The sequence below is a fragment of the Streptomyces siamensis genome (assembly GCF_039543605.1).
GTDB lineage: Bacteria > Actinomycetota > Actinomycetes > Streptomycetales > Streptomycetaceae > Streptomyces > Streptomyces siamensis.
Window position 1 is genome coordinate 41,647 of the sequence record NZ_BAABKB010000036.1, and the last position, 23,202, is coordinate 64,848.

21 protein-coding genes are annotated in these 23,202 nt (G+C 69.8%); 8 read left to right on the plus strand and 13 right to left on the minus strand.

Annotated elements, in window-relative coordinates; translation table 11 throughout:
• Nucleotides 1–45 precede the first annotated feature (45 nt).
• Nucleotides 46–1,242 (plus strand): glycoside hydrolase family 64 protein, encoded by a 1,197-nt coding sequence (locus ABEB03_RS35990; RefSeq protein ID WP_345657104.1) that lies wholly within the window; start codon nt 46–48, stop codon nt 1,240–1,242.
• Nucleotides 1,243–1,290: 48 nt separating this feature from the next.
• Here the strand turns inward: ABEB03_RS35990 and ABEB03_RS35995 are convergent, their stop codons facing one another.
• On the minus strand, nt 1,291–2,418 hold the full coding sequence (locus ABEB03_RS35995; protein ID WP_345657105.1) for a sulfite oxidase: 1,128 nt from the start codon (nt 2,416–2,418) through the stop codon (nt 1,291–1,293).
• 97 nt (nt 2,419–2,515) lie between these two features.
• Nucleotides 2,516–3,175 (minus strand): TetR/AcrR family transcriptional regulator, encoded by a 660-nt coding sequence (locus tag ABEB03_RS36000; protein WP_345657106.1) that lies wholly within the window; start codon nt 3,173–3,175, stop codon nt 2,516–2,518.
• Between the two features lie 116 nt (nt 3,176–3,291).
• Here ABEB03_RS36000 and ABEB03_RS36005 point away from each other — a divergent pair, with 116 nt between their 5' ends.
• A complete protein-coding gene (locus tag ABEB03_RS36005) occupies nt 3,292–3,855 on the plus strand; it encodes an NADPH-dependent FMN reductase (protein WP_345657107.1) in 564 nt (187 codons plus the stop codon).
• A gap of 127 nt (nt 3,856–3,982) precedes the next feature.
• On the plus strand, nt 3,983–4,660 hold the full coding sequence (locus tag ABEB03_RS36010) for an AIM24 family protein (protein WP_345657108.1): 678 nt from the start codon (nt 3,983–3,985) through the stop codon (nt 4,658–4,660).
• A 78-nt stretch (nt 4,661–4,738) separates the two neighbouring features.
• Here ABEB03_RS36010 and ABEB03_RS36015 read toward each other — a convergent pair whose 3' ends face one another.
• The 3 genes from ABEB03_RS36015 to ABEB03_RS36025 all read right to left on the minus strand — a co-directional run bounded on the left by ABEB03_RS36015 (nt 4,739) and on the right by ABEB03_RS36025 (nt 8,968).
• A complete protein-coding gene (locus tag ABEB03_RS36015) occupies nt 4,739–6,514 on the minus strand; it encodes a M4 family metallopeptidase (protein WP_345657109.1) in 1,776 nt (591 codons plus the stop codon).
• A gap of 361 nt (nt 6,515–6,875) precedes the next feature.
• A complete protein-coding gene (locus ABEB03_RS36020; protein ID WP_345657110.1) occupies nt 6,876–7,925 on the minus strand; it encodes a polyprenyl synthetase family protein in 1,050 nt (349 codons plus the stop codon).
• A complete protein-coding gene (locus ABEB03_RS36025) occupies nt 7,922–8,968 on the minus strand; it encodes a tetratricopeptide repeat protein (protein WP_345657111.1) in 1,047 nt (348 codons plus the stop codon). The genes ABEB03_RS36020 and ABEB03_RS36025 overlap by 4 nt, the downstream gene beginning before the upstream one ends.
• Before the next feature lie 381 nt (nt 8,969–9,349).
• Here ABEB03_RS36025 and ABEB03_RS36030 point away from each other — a divergent pair, with 381 nt between their 5' ends.
• Nucleotides 9,350–10,237, plus strand: a complete 888-nt coding sequence (locus tag ABEB03_RS36030; protein ID WP_345657112.1) for an aminoglycoside phosphotransferase family protein — start codon at nt 9,350–9,352, stop codon at nt 10,235–10,237.
• Between the two features lie 57 nt (nt 10,238–10,294).
• On the opposite strand, the gene ABEB03_RS36035 is transcribed toward ABEB03_RS36030, so the two are convergent.
• From ABEB03_RS36035 to ABEB03_RS36070, 8 genes are all read right to left on the minus strand, one after another.
• Nucleotides 10,295–11,137, minus strand: coding sequence for a helix-turn-helix transcriptional regulator (locus ABEB03_RS36035; RefSeq protein WP_345657113.1), 843 nt, complete (start codon nt 11,135–11,137; stop codon nt 10,295–10,297).
• A 327-nt stretch (nt 11,138–11,464) separates the two neighbouring features.
• Nucleotides 11,465–12,346, minus strand: coding sequence for an SDR family oxidoreductase (locus ABEB03_RS36040; RefSeq protein ID WP_345657114.1), 882 nt, complete (start codon nt 12,344–12,346; stop codon nt 11,465–11,467).
• Between the two features lie 311 nt (nt 12,347–12,657).
• A complete protein-coding gene (locus ABEB03_RS36045; RefSeq protein ID WP_345657115.1) occupies nt 12,658–13,599 on the minus strand; it encodes an NADP-dependent oxidoreductase in 942 nt (313 codons plus the stop codon).
• A 448-nt stretch (nt 13,600–14,047) separates the two neighbouring features.
• The gene (locus ABEB03_RS36050) at nt 14,048–14,962 is read right to left on the minus strand and encodes an NADP-dependent oxidoreductase (protein WP_345657116.1); all 915 of its coding nucleotides are present in this window, start codon (nt 14,960–14,962) and stop codon (nt 14,048–14,050) included.
• 104 nt (nt 14,963–15,066) lie between these two features.
• Nucleotides 15,067–15,279: a hypothetical protein gene (locus ABEB03_RS36055; protein WP_345657117.1), complete on the minus strand. Its 213-nt coding sequence runs from the start codon at nt 15,277–15,279 to the stop codon at nt 15,067–15,069.
• A 66-nt stretch (nt 15,280–15,345) separates the two neighbouring features.
• Nucleotides 15,346–15,993, minus strand: coding sequence for a nitroreductase family protein (locus tag ABEB03_RS36060; RefSeq protein WP_345657118.1), 648 nt, complete (start codon nt 15,991–15,993; stop codon nt 15,346–15,348).
• 60 nt (nt 15,994–16,053) lie between these two features.
• Nucleotides 16,054–16,878 (minus strand): isocitrate lyase/PEP mutase family protein, encoded by an 825-nt coding sequence (locus ABEB03_RS36065; RefSeq protein ID WP_345657119.1) that lies wholly within the window; start codon nt 16,876–16,878, stop codon nt 16,054–16,056.
• A 297-nt stretch (nt 16,879–17,175) separates the two neighbouring features.
• Nucleotides 17,176–17,730 carry a carboxymuconolactone decarboxylase family protein gene (locus ABEB03_RS36070; protein ID WP_345657120.1) on the minus strand — a complete coding sequence of 185 codons (555 nt, stop codon included), beginning with the start codon at nt 17,728–17,730 and terminating at the stop codon, nt 17,176–17,178.
• 943 nt (nt 17,731–18,673) lie between these two features.
• Here ABEB03_RS36070 and ABEB03_RS36075 point away from each other — a divergent pair.
• From ABEB03_RS36075 to pdxR, 4 genes are all read left to right on the plus strand, one after another.
• Nucleotides 18,674–19,291: a TetR/AcrR family transcriptional regulator gene (locus ABEB03_RS36075; RefSeq protein WP_345657121.1), complete on the plus strand. Its 618-nt coding sequence runs from the start codon at nt 18,674–18,676 to the stop codon at nt 19,289–19,291.
• Between the two features lie 392 nt (nt 19,292–19,683).
• Complete coding sequence (locus ABEB03_RS36080; protein WP_345657122.1) at nt 19,684–20,355, plus strand: TetR/AcrR family transcriptional regulator; 672 nt, start codon at nt 19,684–19,686, stop codon at nt 20,353–20,355.
• A gap of 924 nt (nt 20,356–21,279) precedes the next feature.
• Nucleotides 21,280–21,663 carry an MmcQ/YjbR family DNA-binding protein gene (locus ABEB03_RS36085; protein WP_345657123.1) on the plus strand — a complete coding sequence of 128 codons (384 nt, stop codon included), beginning with the start codon at nt 21,280–21,282 and terminating at the stop codon, nt 21,661–21,663.
• An 8-nt stretch (nt 21,664–21,671) separates the two neighbouring features.
• Entirely contained in the window at nt 21,672–23,090 is a 1,419-nt protein-coding gene (pdxR, locus tag ABEB03_RS36090; protein WP_345657125.1) for a MocR-like pyridoxine biosynthesis transcription factor PdxR, read from the plus strand.
• The last annotated feature ends 112 nt before the right edge of the window (nt 23,091–23,202 follow it).

Genomic DNA, 23,202 nt, shown 5'->3' on the forward strand with positions numbered 1-23,202 from the left:
CGCAGGAATCCACCTCGCTGAACCCCCACGTCAAGGAGGTAGAGAGTGCCCGGAAAACCCAGATGGCGCGCTCTGGCGGTGGCCGCGGCCACCCTCACGGCGTCGCTCCTCGCGTTCGGGACACCGTCCCGCGCCGAGGCGGCCGTACCGGCGACCATCCCCCTGAAGATCACGAACAACTCCGGCCGCAGCGACCCGGTCTACGTCTACGACCTGGGGACGCTGCTGTCGACCGGCCAGCAGGGCTGGGCCGACGCGAACGGCACCTTCCACGCCTGGCCCGCGGGCGGCAACCCGCCGACTCCCGCGCCGGACGCCTCGATCGCCGGACCGGCGAACGGCCAGTCGAAGACGATCCGCATCCCCAAGTTCTCCGGCCGGCTCTACTTCTCCTACGGGCAGAAACTCGACTTCCGGCTGACCACCGGCGGTCTCGTGCAGCCGGCCGTGCAGAACCCGAGCGACCCGAACCGCAACATCCTCTTCAACTGGTCCGAATACACGCTCAACGACTCCGGACTGTGGATCAACAGCACCCAGGTCGACATGTTCTCGGCCCCGTACGCCGTCGGCGTCCAGGCGGGCGACGGGAGCACCAGGACCACCGGGCATCTCAAGCCCGGCGGGTACAACGGGTTCTTCAACGCGCTGCGGGCGCAGTCCGGCGGCTGGGCCGGCCTGATCCAGACCCGGTCCGACGGCACCGTCCTGCGCGCTCTCGCCCCAGGGCACGGCATCGAGGCGGGCGCACTGCCCGCCACGGTGATGGACGACTACATCAACCGGGTCTGGCAGAAGTACAGTTCGTCCACGCTGACGGTGACGCCGTTCACCGACCAGCCCGGCACGAAGTACTTCGGCCGCGTCTCCGGTGGCGTCATGAACTTCACCAACGGTTCCGGAGCCGTCGTCACCAGCTTCCAGAAGCCGGACTCCGACAGCGTCTTCGGCTGCTACAAGCGGCTCGACGCACCCAACGACCTGGTGCGCGGGCCCATTTCCCGCACGCTGTGCGCGGGATTCAACCGCTCCACCCTGCTGGCCAATCCGAACCAGCCCGACACGAGTTCGGCGGGCTTCTACCAGGACGGGGTGACCAACCACTACGCGCGCGCCGTCCATGCGCAGATGGCCGACGGCAAGGCGTACGCGTTCGCGTTCGACGACGTCGGCAACCACGAGTCGCTCGTCCACGACGGCAGTCCGCAGCAGGCCTACGTCACGCTGGACCCGTTCAGCTGACGGGCGCCGCGGGTGGCCGGGAGCGCGAGGGGCCCGCCCGGCCACCCGTCACCCGTCGTCGCCGGGATCCAGGCAGAGAACGGGCACCCGCTGGACGAGGTTGTTCGCGAAGCCGCCCCGGTTCCACGGCTGATCGAGAGGCTGGGTGTGCCCCTCGGCGTCGGTGGCCCGGGCACCCAGCACGTGCTGTCCGGGTGTGGCCGTCCAGGCGAGGCGCCAGGAGCGCCAGGCCCAGGGGTGACCGTCCCCCGGGCCGAGTTCGGCCGGCCGCCACGACCCTCCCCCGTCCGTGCTGACCTCGACGCCGGTCACCGGCGCCCGGCCCGACCAGGCCCGGCCCTCCAGTGCGACGGGTCCCGGCCGGACCACCCGCGTCCGGGACATGAAGTCCGGGAAGCCGGGCGGGACGAGCAGCGCGCGGGGGGCGATCCGGGTGACCGGTTCGCCCTCGTCGTCGGCGTCCTGCCGCAGCCGGTAGGCCACGGCCTGCTGGAACCCGGTGAACGGCGCGTCCGCCACGGTGATGTCCCGCAGCCACTTCACATGCGCCATGCCGTACCAGCCGGGCACCACCAGGCGCACCGGATGCCCGTGCTGCGGGGGCAGCGGGCCACCGTTCATCGCGTACGCCACGAGGACCTCGGGCGCGTCGCCGAGGGCCACGTCCAGCGGCAGGGCACGCCGGTAGTCCTGCTCGATCCCGCGCTCGACCCCGTGGTCGGCACCGGTGAACACCACGTCCACCGCGCCGGGTTCGATCCCGGCTTCGGCGAGCAGCACCCGCAGCGGCACACCGGTCCACTCAGCAGTGCCGACCGCCTCCACGAGCCACGGCTGGCTCACCGGGCGCGGGGTCAGCAGGGCCCGGCCGTTGCCCGCGCACTCCAGGGTCACCCGGCTCGTCACGGCGGGGTACTTCCTGAGCGCGTCGATCCCCAGCCGCAGGGGCCTGCGCACCCGCCCGCCGATCACCAGCTCCCACGAGCCCTCGTCCGCGTACGGGATGTCGTAGTGGGTCAGCACATAGTGCAGGCCCGGTGGCGTCACGTCGTACCTCAGGGCCTCCAGCGGGATCCCGTGGTTGCGGGCGGCGAGGGCCAGTTCCTCCTGGCTGATGCCCTCGTCGGGACCGGCCAGCCGTGCGGGTGCGCTCACATCGTCGAGGCGGTGCGCCATGACGGCATTGTCCGCCCGGGCGGCGAGCGGGCGCCAGACGGCGGGCGGCCCCGGGCCGACGGCGCGACCGGGCACGAGGTCGGGTGCCGGACCGACGCTAGGCGGCCGGTGGGCGGACCGTGCGGTCCACCAGGTCGTGCCAGCCGGACTCCAGGCGCTCCAGCGGCATGCCGCGCTGGCGGGTCAGGTGGTGGACGAGGGCCGGTTCCAGGGACCCCATCAGGGTCTGGGCGAGCAGTTCGATGTCCGCGGCCGGTGCGGCCTGGCGCAGCAGCATGCACACGTGCATGAAGCGGACGCGGTAGGGCGCGGAGCTGAAGCGCCGGGAGGGGCTCGGTTCGGCCGCGAGGTACAGGTCGAGCTGGTCGGAGGTCAGGCGCAGCGCGCGACAGCCGAAGGCGTGCAGCCGCTCCAGGGGCGACGCTCCGGGGCCGAGCGGTGCCGGACCGCTGATGAAGGCCGTCTGGAACTGCTGCTCGGTGTGGTCGAGCAGCGCCGTCAGCAGGCCGGTGCGGTCGCCGAAGCGCCGGAAGACGGTCCCCTTCCCCACCTCCGCCGCGGCGGCGACGGCCTCCATCGTCACATTGGCCACTCCGTGCCGCTCCACCAGGCGGGCGGCGGCCTCCAGCAGACGGGCGCGGTTGCGCGCCGCGTCCGCGCGCAGCTGCGGGGCCTCGGCGGGGGTGGCGAACTCCATCAGGACGGGTTCGGCGGCGGGGTCCTGCGGCGTCGGGAACTCCGGAAGAGGGGTGGACATGCACCCAGCGTAGCCGCAGCCGGGGACAACTGGACTGCGGTCCGCTTAAGTGGTACACCTTTAAACGGACCTCGGTCCGGTTTATTGCGGCAATGTTTCAGCTTCGGGAGAACACCATGTCCGTACGCATCCTCGCGCTCGTCGGCAGCCTGCGCGCCGGGTCCCACAACCGCCAGCTCGCGGAGGCGGCCGTCCGGCTCGCCCCGGAAGGCGCCGAGGTCGAGCTGTTCGAGGGGCTCGCCGAGATCCCCTTCTACAACGAGGACATCGACGTCGAGGGCGCTGTCCCCGCCGCCGCCACCCGGCTGCGTGAGGCCGCCGGCAGCGCCGACGCCTTCCTCCTCTTCTCGCCCGAGTACAACGGCACGATCCCGGCCGTGCTCAAGAACGCCATCGACTGGCTGTCCCGCCCGTACGGCGCGGGCGCCTTCGGCGGCAAGCCGGTCGCCGTGGTCGGCACCGCGTTCGGCCAGTTCGGCGGCGTCTGGGCGCAGGACGAGGCCCGCAAGGCCGTCGGCATCGCGGGCGGCACCGTCCTGGAGGACGTGAAGCTCTCCATCCCCGGCTCCGTGACCCGCTTCGCGGACACCCACCCCGCCGACGACAGTGAGGTCGCCGAGCAACTGACCGAGGTCGTCCACCGCCTGCACAGCAAGGTCGGCACGGCCAACGCCGCCTGACCGACTGCCGTCAGGGCCGGCCCGGTTCACCCGGGCCGGCCCTGACGCATGTCACAGGACTGCCCCCGTGTGTCCCAACTCGGAACGATCTTGGCGGAACGCGTCACTCCGGGGCCAGGATGCCCGCATGAAGGGTGACCTCTTTTCCAGTGACCACATGGTGCAGCCCGCCGTCGCGGCCGGCATGACCATCCAGAACGCCAAGTCGATCAGGTACGCCGTCAACGGCGAGATGCTCGCGCGCCAGGGCGCGATGATCGCCTACCGGGGCAATCTCCAGTTCGAGCGCAAGGGCCAGGGCGTGGGCGGCATGCTCAAGCGGGCGGTCACCGGGGAGGGGCTGCCGCTGATGACCGTCCGCGGACAGGGCGAGGCCTGGTTCGCGCACGAGGCGCAGAACTGTTTCATCGTCGGCATCGAGCCCGGCGACGTGTTCACCGTCAACGGACGCAACGTCCTGTGCTTCGACGCGACGTTGTCGTACGACATCAAGACCGTGAAGGGGGCCGGCATCACCGGTGGCGGTCTGTTCAACAGCGTCTTCACCGGCCACGGCGCTCTGGGGCTGATATGCGAGGGCAACCCGCTGGTCATACCCGTCTCGCAGCATCAGCCGGTGTTCGTCGACACCGACGCCGTGGTGGGCTGGTCGGCCCACCTGCACACGTCGCTGCACCGCTCCCAGTCGATCGGCTCGATGATCCGCGGTGGTTCGGGTGAGGCCGTGCAACTGAAGCTGGAGGGCGAGGGGTTCGTCGTCGTGCGCCCCAGCGAGGCGACGCCGCCGAAGACTCAGCAGCACTGAGGCACCGCGGCGCCCCGGCCGGGGAGACGACGAAAGGGTGCCCCGCCGGACGGCGGGGCACCCTCGTCGTGCGGTCCGTCAGTGCCCCGCGGCGGGGGTGTTGGCGGACGTGACGTTGACGGCGGCCCAGGCCTTGTTCACCGTCTTGTACTCGGTGCTGTCGGCGCCGTACATGTCGGAGGCGGCCTTCAGCGTGGCCTTCCGGGCGTCGTGGAAGTCGGTCGTGGAGACCATGTAGCGGGCGAGCGCCCGGTAGAAGATCGCGCTCGCCTTCGTCCGGCCGATGCCGGTCACCCGAGAGCCGTCGTACGTCGGCGAGTCGTACGTCACGCTGCCGATGGTCTTGCGGCCGCTGCCCTCGGCGAGCAGGTAGTAGGCGTGCGAGGAGACTCCGGAGCCCGCGTGGACCTCCGTGTCGAAGGCGGCGGGCGACCAGTAGTCGATCGTGCCTTCGAGCTCGTCGAGCGAGGGGTGGTCCAGCCGGCGCAGGAACTTCTGCGCGAGACCCAGCTTCTCCCCGAGGAGATAGTTCGGCGGGTTCTTCGGGTTGTCGGTGGCGAACTCGACGTTCGAGCCGAAGATGTCGGCCAGCGACTCGTTGAGGGCACCGGGCTCGCCGTACTGGTTGCCGTCCCGGTCGACGCGGGTCGGTTCGAGGCCGGCGGTGGCGTCGACGACGCCGTGGGTCAGCTCGTGACCGGTGACGTCCAGGACGACCAGCGGCTTCTTGAACATGTCGCCGTCGCCGTCGCCGTACAGCATGCAGCCGCAGACCGAGTCCCAGAAGGCGTTGCCGACCTTGTTCCCGAAGTGCACCATTCCGCGGGCACCGGCGCTGTTGTTCTTGATGCCCTTGCGGCCGAAGGTCTTCTTGTAGAAGTCCAGGGTCTTGGTGATGCCGTACTGGGCGTCGACCGCGGCGGTGGCACGACTGGAAGTGGTCCCGGTCCCCCACTTGTTGTCACCGTCGGTGAACTTCTTGCCGCGGGAGAAGTTCTCCAGCTCCTGGCCCCTGGCGTCCCGCGTCTCGGTGTTCCACCGGGTCGGGTCCTTGAGAAGGAAGCTGGTCCGCGCGGTCTGCGTGGTCTTCAGCGCCACCTTGCCGGCGAACAGGGACGAGCCGGTGCCGTTGGCGGTGGCCGGGTAGTGGGCGGCACCCGTCGCCCCGACGAGAGCGGCCGGCGCGCCGGCCGTACCGGTCTGCGGGGTCGCGTGCTCCCCGCGCCTGCGCAGGGTGTCCGCCAGGGACGGCGAGATGAACTCGTCGTTGTCGGGGACGTTGCTGCGTATCCGCCCGGTGCCCGCGTCCACGACGACCGTGCGGGAGCCGCCGGCCTCGGTGGTGTCGCTGTCCGTGACCCGCACCTGGTAGGCGAGGGCCGAGGCGCCCTCACGGGCGTCCACGACGAGTTCGGCGGTGCCCGCGTCGCCCTTGGCCGCCGTGGCCGCCTTCTGCCGCGCCTGCTCGGGCGTGAGCTTCGCCTTGGTCGTCGCCGGCTTGACGGTGTGGTCGGCGGCCCGTGTCACGCCGAGGTAACCGGACGCCTTGTCGAGGTGCACGACCAGGTCGCCACCGAGCACCGGCAGGCCCTGGTGGGTACGGACGAAGCGGACGTGCTGCTTGCCGTCCGGGTCCGTCATGACGTCCTTGGCGCGCAGGGTGTCGCCCCCGGCGACACCGGTGGCCGAGGCATGGGCGAACGCGGCGGCGCGGGCGGCGTCCACCGGCGAGGAGCCCGAAGCCGCCGCACGGGCGGGCGAGTCGGGCGCCGCGAAGACGGGGCCCGCCGGAAGCGTGGCGGCCGTCGTCACCGCGACGGCGATCGCCACGCGGCGTATGTGGGGTCTACGCACTGAGTTCCTTCGTACAGGGATGGCCGGGATCGCCGACCACCGTGGGACACGGCGCTGTCGGGCGCCGCGGGGGCTGGTCGGGCCCCGAGTCCACACCCTCACCGATCCGCCATGTACATGTAAAGAAGAAAGATCCCTTTTATTGCTTCTTGGGCGATCTCTTTACGAATGCGTTGACTTCGCGGCGACCGGCGGACGGCCAACTGCGCGCCGACCGGACAGATGTGAGAGGGAATGAGGAGGTTGCCCGACAGGGGCCGCCGGAGCGCACATGTGACCGATGTCGCAGTGAGGTCGGCTGACCGATGTCGCAGTGAGGTCGGCGCGAAGCCGCACCGACGGGGCCGACGGCTCGCCGGCGTCAGACCGTGCGGTCCGCGAGAGAGGACACCAGCGTGCGGAGCCGGCCCGCGACGTCCGGGGCGAGCGTCGCACCGGCCAGGAGCTCCTCCGCCGAGGCGAGATGGCGGCGCGCCTCCCGCTCGGCCGCGGCGCGCCCGCCGGCCCGCTCCACGAGGGCCGCCGCGCGGCGTACCCCCACGTCGTCGAGAGCGCGCTCCGAGGCGAGGAGTTGCGCCAGCGCGGCACCGCCGGGCGCCTTCAGCGCGGCGAGGACGGGAAGGGTCTTCTTCCCCTGTCGCAGATCACCGTGGACCGGTTTGCCGGTGACGGCCGGATCGCCCCAGATGCCGAGCAGATCGTCGGCGATCTGGAAGGCCACCCCGAGATGCCGGCCAGCCCTGTCGAGGACCGCAGCCATCTCCCCGGGTGCGCCGCCCAGTTGGGCACCGAGGGCCAGCGCGGCACCGAGCAGCGCGCCGGTCTTGCCCTCGGCCATCGCCTCGTACTCGGCCACACCCACCGATCCGGGCCCCGTCCAGGGCCGTCCGGCGAACAGCAGATCGTCCGCCTGACCCCGCACCAGGTCACCCAGAGCGGTGGTCAACTGCCGTACGGCGCAGACAATTCGGGCCCCGGCCGGTGCGGCGGCCAAGGTCTCCACGGCCAGTGCGAACAGCGCGTCTCCCGCGAGGACGGCGGGCCCGGTGCCGTAGGCCTTCCACACCGCCGGACGGCCCCGGCGCAGCGCGTCACCGTCCATGATGTCGTCGTGCAGCAGCGAGAAGGTGTGCACGAGTTCGACCGCGACCGCGGCCGGCACGCCCGCCTCGGCCGGACCCCCGGCGGCCTCCGCACCGAGCAGCGCGAGCGCCTGTCGTACGCCCTTGCCCTGGGCGCCGGTCGCGGGGGCTCCGCCGACCTCGCAGTGGCCCAGCGCGTAACAGGCCATCTCGGCGACCCAGGGGTGCAGGCTCCCGACCGCCTGCGTGAGGGCCGGGGCCACGAGCGCGCGCCCGCGGCGCAGGATCTCCGGGGCGCCGGGCGGCGACTGGAGGGCGGTGGGGCTCATCGGGCCACCTCCGCCGTTGCCGTCAGGCCGAGTTCGGTTCGTGCCCCTTCGACCATCCGCCGCGCGTGCCGCAGTCCGATGTGTTCCAACACACGGGCCAGGTCGGCGAGATCGGCGGCGGTCTCCGTGCGGTCGCGTCCGAGGCGGGCCAGGCACTTGACCAGTCCGAGCCGTGACAGGGCCCGGCCGCGCGGTTCGCTCATCGCCTCGAACTCCGCGAGCGCCTGCGCGTACACCTCGCGGGCCTGCTCGTAACGCCCGGCCCGGTAAAGGACGTTGCCGCGCATCTTGTGGTTGTAGGCGAGGGCGCCGGACAGCTTCATCGCGCGGCAGGACAGCTCCGCCTCGCTCAGCAGCTCCAGCGCGCGGTCCGCGTCCCCGTCCCGGACGGAGACGATGTCGGCGAGACCCCGCAGGGCCCAGGCATGGCCGCGCCGGTCCTCGGCCCGCGCGGCGATCTCCGCCGCTTCCTCGAACATGGCGTACGCGGTGTCGTAGGCACCCGTGTTGCGATGGATCTGCGCGATTCCCTCCAGGGCCCAGACGGTGTGGCGGGCCTCGCCGCGCTTGCGGGCCTCGGCCAGCAGCTGTTCGTGCAGGGCCGTCACGGCCGCGTAGTCGCCCTGGATGCGGCCGGTCTCCGCCATCCCCGCCAGCGAGTAGCCGCGCACGACGATGTCGCCCGCGCTCTCGCCGAGTTCGGCGGCGAGCCGCAGCAGCCGCCAGGCCAGCGGGAACGCGCCGCGCTGCCGGGCGAGCGTCCCACCGCTCCACAGCGCCCACGCCATCGCCGCCGTGTCACCGGCCGCGCGAGCCGTTCGATAGCTCGCCTTCCACGCCCGGTCGGCGTCCTTCACCTGCCCGAGGCGGCGGTGCGCCTCGGCGACCGCTAGGCCCGAGCGGGCCGCTTCACCGCGCTCACCCGCACGTTCGGCCGCGCGCAGTTGCTCGGTGCCGGCCGCGAGGACGTCGGTCAGCGAGGAGTTCACGGAGAGAGTGGTCAAAGCGCCCTGGTACTCCGGGGCGAAGGCCTTGCCGTACATGAATGCCTTTCCGTCTGCCACCGTTCGGCCGCGTTCGCTCGCGGCTCGGCGCTGGCGTTGTCCGCATGTCCGGAAGGGCGGCCATCGTGCGTCCCGCCGCTATACGCACGACGTATACACATCATGTATACGTGCAGCGTATAGTGCGCCGGATTTTCACCCGGGAATCCCTGTCCCACCGAGTCCGACGCGCCACCCACCCGTTGCCGATCAAGACGAAGCCGGTGCCCGCGAGGTTGCCTGGGAGCGCGAGGAAGCCTGAATCGCGTTGTGCCGGAACCCGAACGCGGCGCAGGATGGCGGGACTTGACCTCGCCGCGGATCCTCAGAACCGGCCCGCGGGACCCGCCGATCCCACCGACTCCACGGAAGCAGGCGCCGATGCCCGCAGGCCCGATGCACGCCCACGAGGCGCCGCTCGACGACGCACTCGTCAGACGGCTGCTGGCCGCCCGGTTCCCGCGGTGGGCCGAACTGCCGCTGAAACGTGTCGAGTCGGCCGGGACCGTCAACGCGCTCTACCGGCTCGGCGACGACATGGTGGTCCGTCTCCCGCGCATCGCGGCGGGCGCCGACGACGTGGTGAAGGAAGGTATGTGGCTGCCACGGCTCGCCCCGCTGCTACCGGTTCCCGTCCCGGAGCTGCTCGCCGTGGGGCCGCCCGGCGAGGACTACCCGTGGTCGTGGGGAGTGCTCCGCTGGCTCGAAGGCGAGCTTCCCGCGGTCGGCGCCCTCGACGACGCGGAGGAACTCGCCCTCGGCCTCGGCCGGTTCGTCGCCGCGATGCGGGACGTCGATCTGCCCGGTGGTCCGCCCGCCTACCGTGGCGGGCCACTGGCCACCGTGGACGCCGAGACGCGTACCGCGATCGCGGCACTGCACGGCACGGTCGACACGACGGCCGCGACCGCGGCCTGGGAGGCGGCGCTCGCACAGCCGCCGTGGACGGGCCCGCCCGTGTGGGTCCACTCCGACCTCATGCCCATGAACCTGCTCGTCCACCAGGGCCGGCTCTCCGCCGTCCTCGACTTCGCCACGGTCGGCACGGGCGACCCCGCCTGCGATCTGATCGCCGCCTGGAACCTGCTGCCCGCCTCCGCGCGGCCCGCGTTCCGCGACGCGGCGGGCGCCGACGACGCCACCTGGGCACGGGGGCGGGGCTGGGCCCTGTCCATGGCTCTCGTCCAACTGCCCTACTACCGCACGACGAACCCCGTGATCGCGGCCAACGCGGAGCACGTGATTCGCGAGGTGCTCGCCGAGCTCTGAGGACCGGTCCGCGCGCCGCCGTGCTGCCGCCCGGCCGAGCCCCGGCTGCAGCGCGACTCAGGACTCCACGAGCGACTGGGTGCCGATCACCCCGAGCAGCGCCACGCGTTCGGCGTCGTCCGTACCGGGCTCGGCCGTGTAGACCATGATGCGCAGGTCGTCACCGGCGACGCTGAGCACGTCGCAGTCCAGCGTCAGGGGACCCACCTGCGGGTGGTCGATGGTCTTCCGCGACGCCTGGTGCCGGCCGACCGCGCCCGAGTCCCACAGCTCGGCGAACCGTGCGCTCTTCGCCCGCAGTTCAGCGATCAGCCGCGCCAGGCGCTGGTCCGCCGGGTACCGGCTCGCCGTCGCCCTCAGGTCGGCGACCAGCCCCTCCTCGAACGCGCGCCGGGCCTCGGGCGTGTAGCGGGCCCGGCCGGCCGGGCCGAGGAAGGCACGCCAGACGCCGTTGCGTTCATGGCCGCGCCACCCGGAGGGGTCGCCCATCAGCGCCGCGTGCAGGGGGTTGGACAGCAGCAGCGTCCAGGCCGCGTCGTAGACCGCGACGGGCGTCCCGGCCAGCCGGTCCAGCAGACGGTGCACGCTCGGCGTGATGCGGGCGGGGACGGTGTCACGGCCCGGCGGCACGAGCCCGGCGACCCGGAAGAGGTGCTCGCGCTCGGTGCCGGACAGCCGCAGCGCCCGGCTCAGCGCTTCGACGACCTGCTCCGACGGGTTGACCGCCCGGCCCTGTTCGAGGCGGGTGACGTAGTCCACCGAGATCCCGGCCAGCAGGGCCAGCTCCTCGCGACGCAGCCCGGCCGCGCGCCGTTGCCCTCCCGCGGGCAGTCCCGCCGCCTGTGGCGGGACGCGGTCGCGCCACCGCCGTACCGTGCTCCCGAACTCCGTACTCGCCATGCCACCACTGTGCACCGCTTCGCGCCTGTCTTCCTGGTACTGGCGGTACCACCGACGCACCTGTCTGACCTGGGCTTACTGAGGTCGAAGCGGTGGTGACCTGCAAGACCGGGTTGCAGAGGCGGCCGAAGGCAGTCAGAGGAAAACCCTCTGATCTGCTCTTCAACACCACCGCCATGACCATCAGCCGCGCAGTGAAAGACGTCCGCCCGCTCCTGGAAGCTCAGGGCGTTCATCTCCCCGCTTCCGCACACGGGAAGACGTCGCCAGGTTCCTCGAGCCCGACAAGACCAAGATCAAACCGACGTGTTGATTCCCGGCAAGCCCTTAGGCCGGATAGTCGCCAGCGACCAGGTCTGCGATCAGGCTCGGGTGAGTGGGCTCCCAGCCGAACCGCTTCTGCGTCACCGCACTCGCGGATGGCATGTCGAGGGCGAACAACCGGCCTATGAGACCGAAGCTGTCTGGCGACGCCGACTCGACCGGCACCGCGAGCACGCTGCCGATGGCCTCGGCCAGCGACCGCATTGTGTCGCCTTCGTCGGCAACCGCGTGCAGGACCGTGCCGGGTGCAGCGTCCTCGAGTGCCATGCGGAACAGCCGGGCGGCGTCGAGCCGGTTGACCGCCGGCCAGCGTTGCGTGCCATCGCCGACGTACGCTGACACACCCGTTTTCTGCGCGGCGGCAATAAGCACCGAGCAGAAGCCGTAATGCGACGCGCGCTGATGCACGGAGCGCGGCAGCCGCACGACAGAGGAGCGGACCCCTTGGTCGGCCAGGTTCAGCACCATCTGTGAATTGCGGCCCCGGCCACCGACGGGACCGTTGGTGGTGTCGGGGTCCTCTTCTGTGGAGACGTGGCCCGGCATCATCGGCGTGAGTCCGGCATGCACGAACGGCTTGCCCCTGCCTGCGAGCGCGGCCGCGAGGGTCTGGATGGCTTGTGTTTCCGCTTCGATGCACGGCTCCAAATTGCTCCAGTCGTTCCCAAAGGCCAGGTTGATGACGCCTTCTGCTTGGGCGACGCCCGCACGGAGGCTGTCCAGGTCGGTGAGGTCGCCGCGGACCGGCGTCCCGCCGGCAGCGGAAACGGCCGCTGCTGCGGCATCGGAACGGACGAGGCCGAGGACCTCGTGACCAGCAGCGATGAGTTCGGGAACTACAACCGAGCCGATGCTGCCGCTGGCTCCAGTGACAAACACGCGCATGGGAGGCTCCAGATGACTGCTGCGACGCTGCGTCGCAGGAATTGGCGGCCGAGCCACTGGGGCCGGCAACGTTCGCCTCTGAAATTCCCCGGACGAGGCGACTGCATCTCCTCGGTCCGACTCAGCATTCTAGCAATGCATACATTCCGTTATGCAGCATTGCCCTCTGTGCAGGTATTGCTCCGATGAGCCCAGACCCTCTACCGACGTACGGCCCGACAGCTTCGGGAACTCCGAGGTGGTTCAGGAAAAGGGTTGTACTCGAGGGCCAGGCCACGTCCTTTCAAGAATCTTCCGGTAGATGCGCGGCTTCACTGCATGCGGATGATCGTCTTTCCGTCTACTTTCTGGGCCGGGTTGAAGGCGGCGACAGCGTCGTCGAGATTGGCGACCTGGCCGATGTGCGTCCGCAGACGTCCTTCCTGCACCCGCCGGGCGATCTCGCCCAGCTGGGCGCGGTCGGAGACGACGACGAAGTCGACCGCCAGGCCGTCGGGCGGCCGCACCTCCGGCGGCCCGGTGACGGTCACGAATGTTCCTCCGCCTCGCACCAGCCGGGCCGATCTGGCGCCGATGTCGCCGCCGAATACGTCGAAGACGAAGTCGACTCCGCCGACGTCCTCCAGCGTGTCGTCGTCGAGGTCGACGAACTCGTGCACGCCGAAGTCGAGTGCGCTCTGGCGGTGGGCGCCGCGTCCGGTGCCGATGACGTACGCACCGGCCTCTCGCGCGAGCTGAGCGGCCATCGATCCGACCGCGCCGGCGGCGCCGTGTACGAGGACGCTCTGCCCCACCGAGAGGTGTCCGTGTTCGAACAGTCCCTGCCAGGCAGTCAGGCCCGTCATCGCGACACTCGCGCCGACCGTGAAGTCGACGTCCCCGGGCAGCGGCGCGAGGTTGCGTGCCTCGGCGACGACGTACTGCGCGAGGGTGCCGTCGCGGGTCCAGTCCGTGAGGCCGAACACGCGCTGCCCGACCGACAGTCCTGCCGTTCCATAGCTGAGAGAGGTGACCACGCCTGCCACCTCGTGTCCGGGGATCGAGGGCGTCCGGTCCCGGCCGAGACGGTCGACCCAGGTCGAGGGCCACTCCAGCTCGTCCCCGGTGAACCCCGACGCACGAACTTCGACGACGACGTCACCGTAGTTCGCGCCGTCAAGGCTGGCGAGCCGCGCCGTCTCCGGGTCGGGCCGTTCAGCCAGCGTCATCCCCGCCGTTCCTGCGGCGGGGTCCATCACCACGATGGCTTTCATAGGTGTTTCCTCTTTCTGCGTGATCTCCGTCCGTCTCCGTCTGTGTCCGTCGCGACGTGGACGGGAATGGTGTGCACGCTGAGCGCCTCGATGTGCCCTCGCGTCCGACCCTGTGGTTACAGTGGTCGCGGCCGTGGTGCAGATCCCTCAGGGGCAGGCGCTGATGCGAGAGCCCCGGCTGCCACTGCGGGGAGTGGTCGGGTGGCCGTTGGTCCGATCCCGCGATGACCTTCGCCGGTATCGCCGCCGGTTCGATCGAGTGCGAAGCTGCTCCGGCCCGCCGCCAGTGGGCAGCAGGGTGAGGGACCGCTCCATTGCGGTCAACGCGGTCGGCGGATGGGACGTGTCCAGGCCCCGCCGATGTAGTGCCACGCCGATGCACAGTCCGGCCGCTCGTGACCTGCGCGCACCGTGGCCCTGCATCGGGACCGGCCGGTGCCCGGGCGCGTCATGCTGGAATGAGCACGATCTTCTTACCCCCGGCCCGTCCGGCGACCACCTGAGTGAATGCCGCCGGTCCCTCGCTCAGCGGCAGGGGTTCTGGTGCGAGTTTCAAGGTTCCAGCCGCGGCCTGCTCCGCCAACTGGGCAAGCTGCGCGGCGTTGGGCTCGATGTAGAGGTCCCAACTCGTGATGCCTCGTTCCTCCGGAGGCGCGTCCGAGGTCAGGGAGCACAGTCGGCCGCCGTCCCGCACCAAGGGCAGCGCCGGGGCCGCTGTGCCGGCGGCGATGATGAGGGCGGCGTCGAACCCGCCGCGTACCTTGGCCGGCCAGTTGGGGTCGTGGTAGTCGACGACCTCCATCGCTCCCAGACCGAGCAGACGCTCTGCGGCGGCAGCAGACGCGGTCGCGGTCACCTCGATGCCCTGGGCCGCGGCGAGTTGGATGGCCAGGGCTCCGGTGCCCCCGCCTCCGTTGGTGATAAAGAGCCGCTGTCCTCGGCTGAGGTCCAGCTCCTCCAGAGCCTGCAGCGCAGTGAGCCCGTTGACCGGCAGTGCCGCTGCGTGGGCGGCGTCCAAGCCTGGCGGGCAGGCCGCCGCGTGATCCGCGTTGATCAGAACGCGTTCGGCCCAGAAGCCGCTTCCCCCGGGCAGCGGGGCCTCGTGCGCGAGCACCCGATCGCCTACGTCAAACCGGGTGACATCCGCACCGACGGCCAGCACCTTGCCTGCGCCCTCCACTCCCAGCGCGGCCGGGAGGCGCAGCCCCACGTCCCAACGAGCGTTGATTTCCAGTTCGTCCCACGGACCGACCCCGGCGGCCTCAACCGCGACCAGGATCTGACCCGGCCCGGGAGATGACGGTTCGGGCAGTTCCAGCAGGGCAACTTCCGTCTCTGCCGTGGATACTCCGCACACCTTCACAGTGGATCTTTGTCCTCTCACGCAGTCCGGCCGACCAGGAGGTACGGGCCGGAAACCCAATTCCGACAGCAGTGCCGAATAGGGACATTCCGCACGCCTTCATGCTAGATCTTTGTTCTCGCGCCCAGTTCGACCGACCGGGTCCAGATCCGCAGCGCCTCGGGCAGCAGCGTTGCCGCCTCCTGTCCGAACCTGCTGGGACAGAGGCCGCAGCGCTCGACGAGCGATACGTCGAGGCTGTCGAGGCGCTGCGGAAGGTGCCGCCCGGCCCGATCGGTGCCGGCGAGACGACGGCCTGCCTGGAGGCGGTCTGGCACTCGTCGACGCCGACCACCACCGGTCCGTACTGAGCCGTTCGACCGCCAGGGATCGCGGGACAGCCCTTACACGAACGTGAACAACTCGTCGGTTTCGAAGCGTGAAATCGGGCTGCCGTACGCCTTCGCGGGGTCGGGGTAGCCGAGGGCCAGCAGCACTGTCGTGGTGTGTCCGGTTTCGCGGATCTTGAACGCCTTGTCGACGCTGGTCGGGTCGAACCCTTCGAGCGGCATGGCTTCGACGCCGAGCTCAGCAGCCGCCATCATGGTCAGACCCATCGCGAGATAGGTCTGCTTTTCCATCCAGTGGTTCAGGTCCTTGTAACCGTAGTTGCGCAGGTTGAGGAAGTCGCGGGTCATGGACTCCCACCGCGCCTGCTTTGCCGGGTCGGGGAACCGGCCGTCAGCCCGCTCCTTGTCGAACACCGCCTGGAGGTGGCCCTCGGGAAGATCCGCCCTGGTGGTGAGGATGACTGTGTGCGAGGCGTTCAGGATCTTCTCGCTGTTGTCCTGGAACCGTTCGCCGAGGTTGGCCGCCAGCCGCTCCTTGCCTTCGGGCGTGGCGAGGACGTAGAAGTGGTTGGGCTGCACATTCGTCGACGACGGCGTTGAGCGCAGGAACCCCAGCAGTTGCTGAAGTGTCTCCTCCGGGATCGTCTTGCTCGGGTCGAAGTACCTGGTGAGGTGCTTGTTCATGAGCTTGCCGAGATCCATGTCATCCTGCCTTTGTGTTGTGATCGCTAGATGAAGAGTCAGTGATTCGTGCTGATCGGGTCAGCTCACGCCGCGGGCCAGCAGTTCGTTGACGCGGGCGAAGCTCATGCCCGTCGTCGCCGAGGCGAGGTCGCCCGCGAGGAGCGCCTTCGCGGCCTCGTCGACCGCTCCCATCGCGTGGGTGTAGAGCATCGGACCAAGGCTGATGCGCTTGACCCCGGCCTGCTGCAGTTCAGCGACGGTGAGCACGTTGTCCGACGGAGACACCAGGACGTTGACCGGTGTCGGGGCGACCGCGGTGACGATCGCGACGAGTGCGTCGAGGTCGGGTGGGAACGGCGCGTAGACCACATCTGCGCCCACTTCGGCGAAGGCCGTCAGGCGCAGAATGGTGTCGTCGAGATCGGGGCGCCCCTGGATGAAGTTGTCGGTGCGGCCGGTGACGACGATGCGTCCCTTCGCAGCCGCGACGGCGCTGCGTACGCGGCTGACTGCTTCGTCGAAGTCGCGGATCGGCTTTTCGGGATCGCCCGAGGTGTCCTCCACCCCGATACCGGCCAGGCCGGAGTCCACGGCGGCCTCAACGGTCGCGGCGACGTCTTCGGGCGTGTCGCCGTATCCGTCCTCGAAGTCTCCGTTGACGGGCAGCCCTGTGAGGCTGCTGAGCAACCGCGCACGCTCAAGGTGCTCTTCGCGGGTGACTTCGTGACGCCCGTCGAGGCGGCCGAGCGTGGCGGCGATCGCCGCCGACGATGTCGCGATCGCCTCGAACCCGGTATCGGCCAGCATCAGCGCCGAGAGGCCGTCCCATGCGTTGGGCATGACGAGGCCACCGTCGCGGGTGTGCAGCGCCATGAATTTCTCGTAGAGCTCGGAGCCCGGCATGTCGAGCCTTCCTGGATGATCGTTGAGTCGGTGAGGGGTTTGCCGACTGCGTGCCCGGGCCGCGTCGGGGGTTCCACAGACCAACCGGCGGGTGGGGTGTTGCCGGCGGCCGTGCGGCGCTTCTTGGACCCCGCCCCGGCCTCAACAGACTGGATGACGCGGGCCGTGGACGATTTCTGCGGACTCGACGAGTCGGGTCCGGCGCGCGGCCCTCACCCCATCGGAGCGCCCATGTATCCCGCTGCACGGCGGTGGGTCTCTCCGTGTGCCGCGCCGGGGCCGGCGGGGGGGGCGGATTCACTGGGGCACGGTCGTACCGACCGAGTCGACGGCGGGGATGTCGAGGTCGGTCTGGTTGACATTGTTGATGAAGTTGGTGAGCAGGAACTGCACCGTCACCGCGACGATCGCCAGGATCTGCGGGTCGGTGTACCCGGCGTCCCGCACATCCGCGAGGTCGGCGTCACCGACCTGTCCGCGACTCTCGACCACCTGCTGCGCAAAGCGGGCGGCCGCCGCGCGTTTGGGATCGACCGAGTTCCCGGCACGGCAGAGCTCGATGTCGTCGCCCGACATGCCGCCGAATTCGGTGGCGACGTGAGTGTGCATCGCCAAGCAGTAATCGCAGCCGTTGGCTTGCGACACGGCCAGCGCGATGCTGTGCCGCGTCCTTGCGTCGAGAACCCGGCTCAGGGTGCCTTGCAGAGTCGCGACGACCTCAAGAACGGCCGGGTTCGACGCGAGGGTCTTGAACATGTTCGGGACGAAACCCAGCTGCGCACCAACGTTGCCGAGTATCTGCTGCGCGCCGGCAGGCACATCCTCTGGAGCAGGAACGTTCAGTCGTGACACGGCGAATCGACCTCCGATCGGGGTGTGAACAGTCGTCGAGCCCAAGCCGGGCTCGCAGTGTTTCGGAGTTCCGCCGCAGGCTCTTCCCGCGCCGGCCGCAACCTCGGCTCTCGCGTCCTTGGGCCTGGCCCTGGTGGCCTGCATCGAGACGGGCGACTCCGTCGGTGCCGAGTTCCAGCTCTTCCGCACTACCTCGGACACCACATAGAAAGGACTATACAGACCAGAAAACTTCACGCAACCCCTCCCCGCGGAGAAGGTGCCGGCCAGGTTGCCTCCGGACGGGATGAGGTCGCTTCAGATCAATAAATCTGCAGTTCAACGCCGCATATGAGTCTAGTTGTGACTGGGTGCACTGTTCGGATCGAGCGGATACAAACCTCCCGATCCCAGCCTGGCTCGATGCAGAACGATTGAATCGAGTGGACTTTTTAGTCCAGTATCGGAAAAGGCTCGACCGGAACGAAGACAAGCCTCTCGGCTGCCTGCACCTCCGTCTCGCATCCGTCCACGAGGAGGTACTGGTTGACATGGCCGTCGCAGCACAGGTCCTCGAAGCCGGGGTGCCGCGCCGCCTCTGCGTCCCGGCGTCACGATCCCGCCCGGCGCCAGGCCGGCCCTCTCCGCGGCTCCGGCCGCGCGGAACCCTGACGGAAGTCTTCACCCAGGAGGCCGGAGGGACACCGGATGCCGGGCCGCCGCGGCGGGCGGGTGCAGAACTGGGCGACATGGGCCAGGTCCGGTCCCGGCTTACGAGCCACGACACCATCGGCACCTGCGTGAAGGATCACAAGGCCGCCATCTCTCGCCGGTCAGCCTTTATGGTCGTATTGGAGTCACAACTGATCCGGCCCAGTCGCTGCCTGGGGATCGAGGCCACCGCGCGTGTGATGCGTTCCGCGGCTGAGCAGCACGAGTGAGTAACGTGCCCGAGGGAGACACCATGCCCGCAACCAGCGACGCTCGCCGCACGTCACGCGGCCTGGAGACCCGTTCACGGATCGTTGATTCGGCAGCCAAGCTGTTTTATGTCAGGGGCGTCAACGCCACCACGCTGGATGACATCCGGCTGGCCAGCGGAACGAGCAAGTCGCAGTTGTACAACCACTTCGAGGACAAACGCGCCCTGATCCACGCCGTGATCGACGTGCAGTCAAAGTTCGTCCTCGCCCGCGAGGAACAGCGCCTGCGCGGCGTGAAGACCCTCACCGGTCTGCGCCGCTGGCGTGACGCCCTGGTCCAGGCCAACGCGCTGCAGGACGGCTCGTACGGGTGCGCGCTGGGCGCGATGTCGATTGAGCTGTCCGACAACGATGAGCAGTCCCGCCAGGCGCTCAACGCATCATTCGATGCCTGGCAACGGATGCTCGTCGAAACACTGACCCGGCTCCGCGTCCTCGGCGTACTCGCCGAGGACGCGGACCCGCGACGCCTGGGTACTGGCCTGCTGGCCGCTCTGCAGGGAGGTTACGTGCTCGCACAGAACGCTCACAGCTCCGAGCCGATGGCCGTCGCGCTGGACATGGCCCTGGACCACATCGCGTTCTTCGCTCGCAGCTGAGCCCACGTTCGCAGTCTGAGGAGCTCGTTCTGCTCCGCCACGACATGTCCGGAGCAGCTGGGCCCCTGCGGGACACAGCCGCGAACGCCGGTGATCGTCTTCCCGGTGATCCGCTCGGCCGGATCGAAGGATGCGACGGGGTCATCGCGGGTTGGGGCGTTGCCGATGGCCTTGTGCCCCTCGTCGGCCGGGAGGCGGCGAATGGTGGGCGGGGACCGTTCCGCTCTCATGGGCGGCGTCGGCGGCCTTGATCTCCCCTGGCGGCGCCGGCCCGGAGCCCGAGCGCACGCGGTCAGGCTCCGGCAGTGCCCGCCCCCTCAGGAAACTTCAGAAAAAGGACCTTGAGGTCCCTTTCTGATCCTGCTAGCGTACGCAGCGGTAATCTGGCCCATGTGGCGGAACAGACGCGCGACAGAAACGACTCCCGGCTGACTGAGCGCGGGCGGGCGACTCGGGAGCGCATTTTGAGGGCTGCCGCCGACATGATGCATGTCAGGGGCGTGTCTTCCACGACCCTCGACGAGGTCAGGGCGGCCAGCGGAACGAGTAAATCCCAGCTCTACCGCCACTACCCCGACAAGGATGCACTGGTGCGGGACGTTGTCGCATTGCAGGCTGCTGAACTGCTCAAACGTCAGCACCAGCTACTCCAGCGGCTCAACTCCCTCCGCGGGCTGGAGCGCTGGCGGGACGCGCTGGTCGAACACAACGCGCTCCGGAACGGGGCGTACGGCTGCCCGCTCGGGTCCCTTGCAAGCGAGTTGGCCGACCAGGATGAAGAGGCGCGCCAGGCGCTCGCCCGGCACTTCCAGAGCTGGGAGGGACTACTCGAGGCCGGGCTTGAGCGAATGAAGGACTCGGGAGTCCTCCGTGCCGACGCTGATGCGGAAGAGCTGGCCACCGGCCTCATGGCCGCCCTTCAAGGTGGCTACCTCCTCGCGCAGACGGCTCAGGACGTCAAACCCATGAGGATCGCCCTGGACATGGCGATCGGCCACGTCAAGGCCTGTGCCGTGCCTGCCGGGGACGCCAGTCAGCCGGCGGGAGGACCGGCAGGGCTCTAAGCCGCCGGCGACACGGGGCACCGAGAAAACATGGTGCCGCACCACAGAGGGTTGCGTCGCACCATCCGGCACCGCCTTCACCGCCTCCCCAGGGCCGGATGCGGCCCGGACGGGGGTTTGACGGCGGCAGGAGGTGTCCGTCCGCATATTCTGTGCCCCCGTGTAGCGCCAGCCTCCAGTCAAAATCGGAGACTCTCTCCATAAAAACCGGACTATTTAGTCCTCAAAAATCGGCGACTTGCGGTACGTTGGTCGGGAGCGGTCTCCTGCGGACAGCTGAGCGGTCAAGCTTCACAAGGATCTCCAGGGTGGTAAGCACCATGCACGCGGACGTCCCGTTCCCAGCGGCCGGTCCGGTCCGGCGACGCCGACATGAGGTCGAGGCAGGAGTCGGCCAGCCGAGGCAGCGCACTGTCCTCGCTGCGCTGTTGCTCAGGTCAGGCAGGCCGGTGAGCGCCTCGGCACCGGCGGATCACGTGCCGGGCGACGACGCCCCGCCGTCCGACGTAGGCCACGTTCACGCGTACGTCCACCGGCCCCGGCAGGCACTGCGGGAGCACAGTGACAGCTCCGTGAGCCCGGTCGACGGGGGCTGCCCGCGGCAGAGCCAACGGGACGCCATGGGCCTGAACAGCCCCATCGAGGCGACGGCCGGGGCGAGGAAGGCCCGCAGCGCCGGCGGCCCGGCATCCGTGGCGGGCCTGTCGGTACGGCCATCTGCGCGGCCGGCGAACCGGTCGGCATCGGACGACCTCCTTCGTCCGCACGGACGGACGTCTGCGCGCCGGGCATGACCGGTGCACACTCGGCGGCCGCGTCGCGCCGCCCCGGCGGGCACCGCCGTTCGTGCGGCGATGCGGGAGACGCCACCTGGAGCCTCGGCCGGCCGGTCGAGGTACTCGATGGATACAGGAGTTGATCACCGTGGACGGACAGGAACTGCAGAAGATCGCGGGCGAGTGCACTGTGGAACTGCCCGGCGCCGACCTGGAGCATCGCCTCGGCCCCGACTGGGACCTCTACAAGGTGGCAGGCAAGGTTTTCATGCTCATGACCGACATGCCGGGGCACCCAGTCGTGATCCTGAAAGCTGATCCGGACGACGCCGCCGCCCTGCGTGAGCGGCACGCAGACATCACCCCCGGCTATCACATGAACAAGAGGCACTGGATCACGGTGGAAGGCGGGGGCACCGTCGACGAGGAGCTGGTGAAAGAACTCGTGATCGACTCCTACCGTCTCGTGGTCAGCGGACTTCCCACGTCCGAGCAGCCTGTGGACCCGCACACCTACGGCCGCCGGGCCTGACCGTCGTCATGCCCGTCAACCCCCTCGGCGCCCGCAGGACGACCAGTCCACCGCGGCTGCGGCAGGTCTTCGAGAGCGATGTGATTGGAGCTGGACGGGGTGTGCGCCGCGCGCTGGCCGCAGCCGTGCGCGACGCTGTCCGCAGCGGCAGCCTGACGCCCGGGACGCGGCTGCCCTCCTCCCGCCAGCTCGCCGCCGACCTCGGCCTTGCCCGCAACACCGTGGCGGACGCCTATGGCGACCTCGTCGCCGAGGGATGGCTTACCGCCCGCCGAGGCTCGGGCACACTCGTCACAGACCGGATGATCACTCGGCCCACCCTGGTCCCTTCGGACTCCGAACCGTCCGGTGAACCCTGCTACGACCTGATCCCAGGGAACCCCGACCTCACCGCGTTTCCTCGTGCAGCCTGGCTGAAGGCCACACGCCGCGCCCTGGCCGCGGCTCCCGACGACGCGTTCGGCTACGGTGACCCCCGCGGCCGGCCGGAGCTACGGGCCGCACTCGCAGACCATCTCGCACGAGCGCGGGGCGTGTACGCAAATCCGGAGCACATCCTGATCTGCGCCGGCGTCTCCCACGCCCTGCAGATCCTCAGCGAAGTCCTGGCCGGTCGGGGGGCACGCCGTGTCGCCGTCGAGTCCTACGGCCCAGACAGGCACCGCACCTTGCTGGCGGCTGCGGGGCTGGAGACCCTCCCCCTTCCCCTGGACACGCACGGAACCGACCCGGTCCCGCCCGACGGCACCGATGCGGTCCTGCTCACGCCGGCACACCAGTTCCCCGTGGGCACGACGCTGCAGCGCGATCGCCGGACGGCGGTCGTGGACTGGGCCAGGCGGACAGGCGGACTGGTTCTGGAGGATGACTACGACGGCGAGTTCCGGTTCGACCACCAGTCGGTCGGAGCGCTCCAGGGACTCGCTCCGGACCGCGTGGTCTACCTGGGTACCGCCAGCAACACCCTTGCTCCTGGCCTGAGGCTGGCCTGGATGGCGCTGCCTCCCGCGCTCGCTGCGGAAGCGATGGCGGCCAAGGGACAGATCGACTCGTGCGAGGTACTGAGCCAGCTGACCATGGCGGAATTCATCACCTCCGGCGCCTACAGCCATCACGTACGTGCTGAACGTCGGCGCTACCGCGATCGGCGAGACTCTCTCGTCACAGCCCTGGCCCAGCACGCCCCGAACGTGCGCGTCACAGGGACGCCGGCCGGCCTGCACACCCTGCTCAGTCTGCCGCCCGGGACCGAGCCGCGCGTCCTTCAGTCGGCGACCCGGCAGGGACTCAAAGTGGCTGGCCTGTCTCGATACCGCCACGCACGGTCCCGGAACGTCATGACCGATGCCCTCGTCGTTGGCTACGGAGTGCCCTCCGACACTGTGTGGCCTGACGCGCTCTCCGCGCTCATGCGGATCCTTTCCTGACCCGCCCTCAAGCGGCCGGGCACACAGCGTCGCCCCAGGTCGTCAACAACACGCGGCAGCCGACGAACCGGTACGAGAGGTCCGGGATCGCTTCGGCTCCGACAGCCGGGAG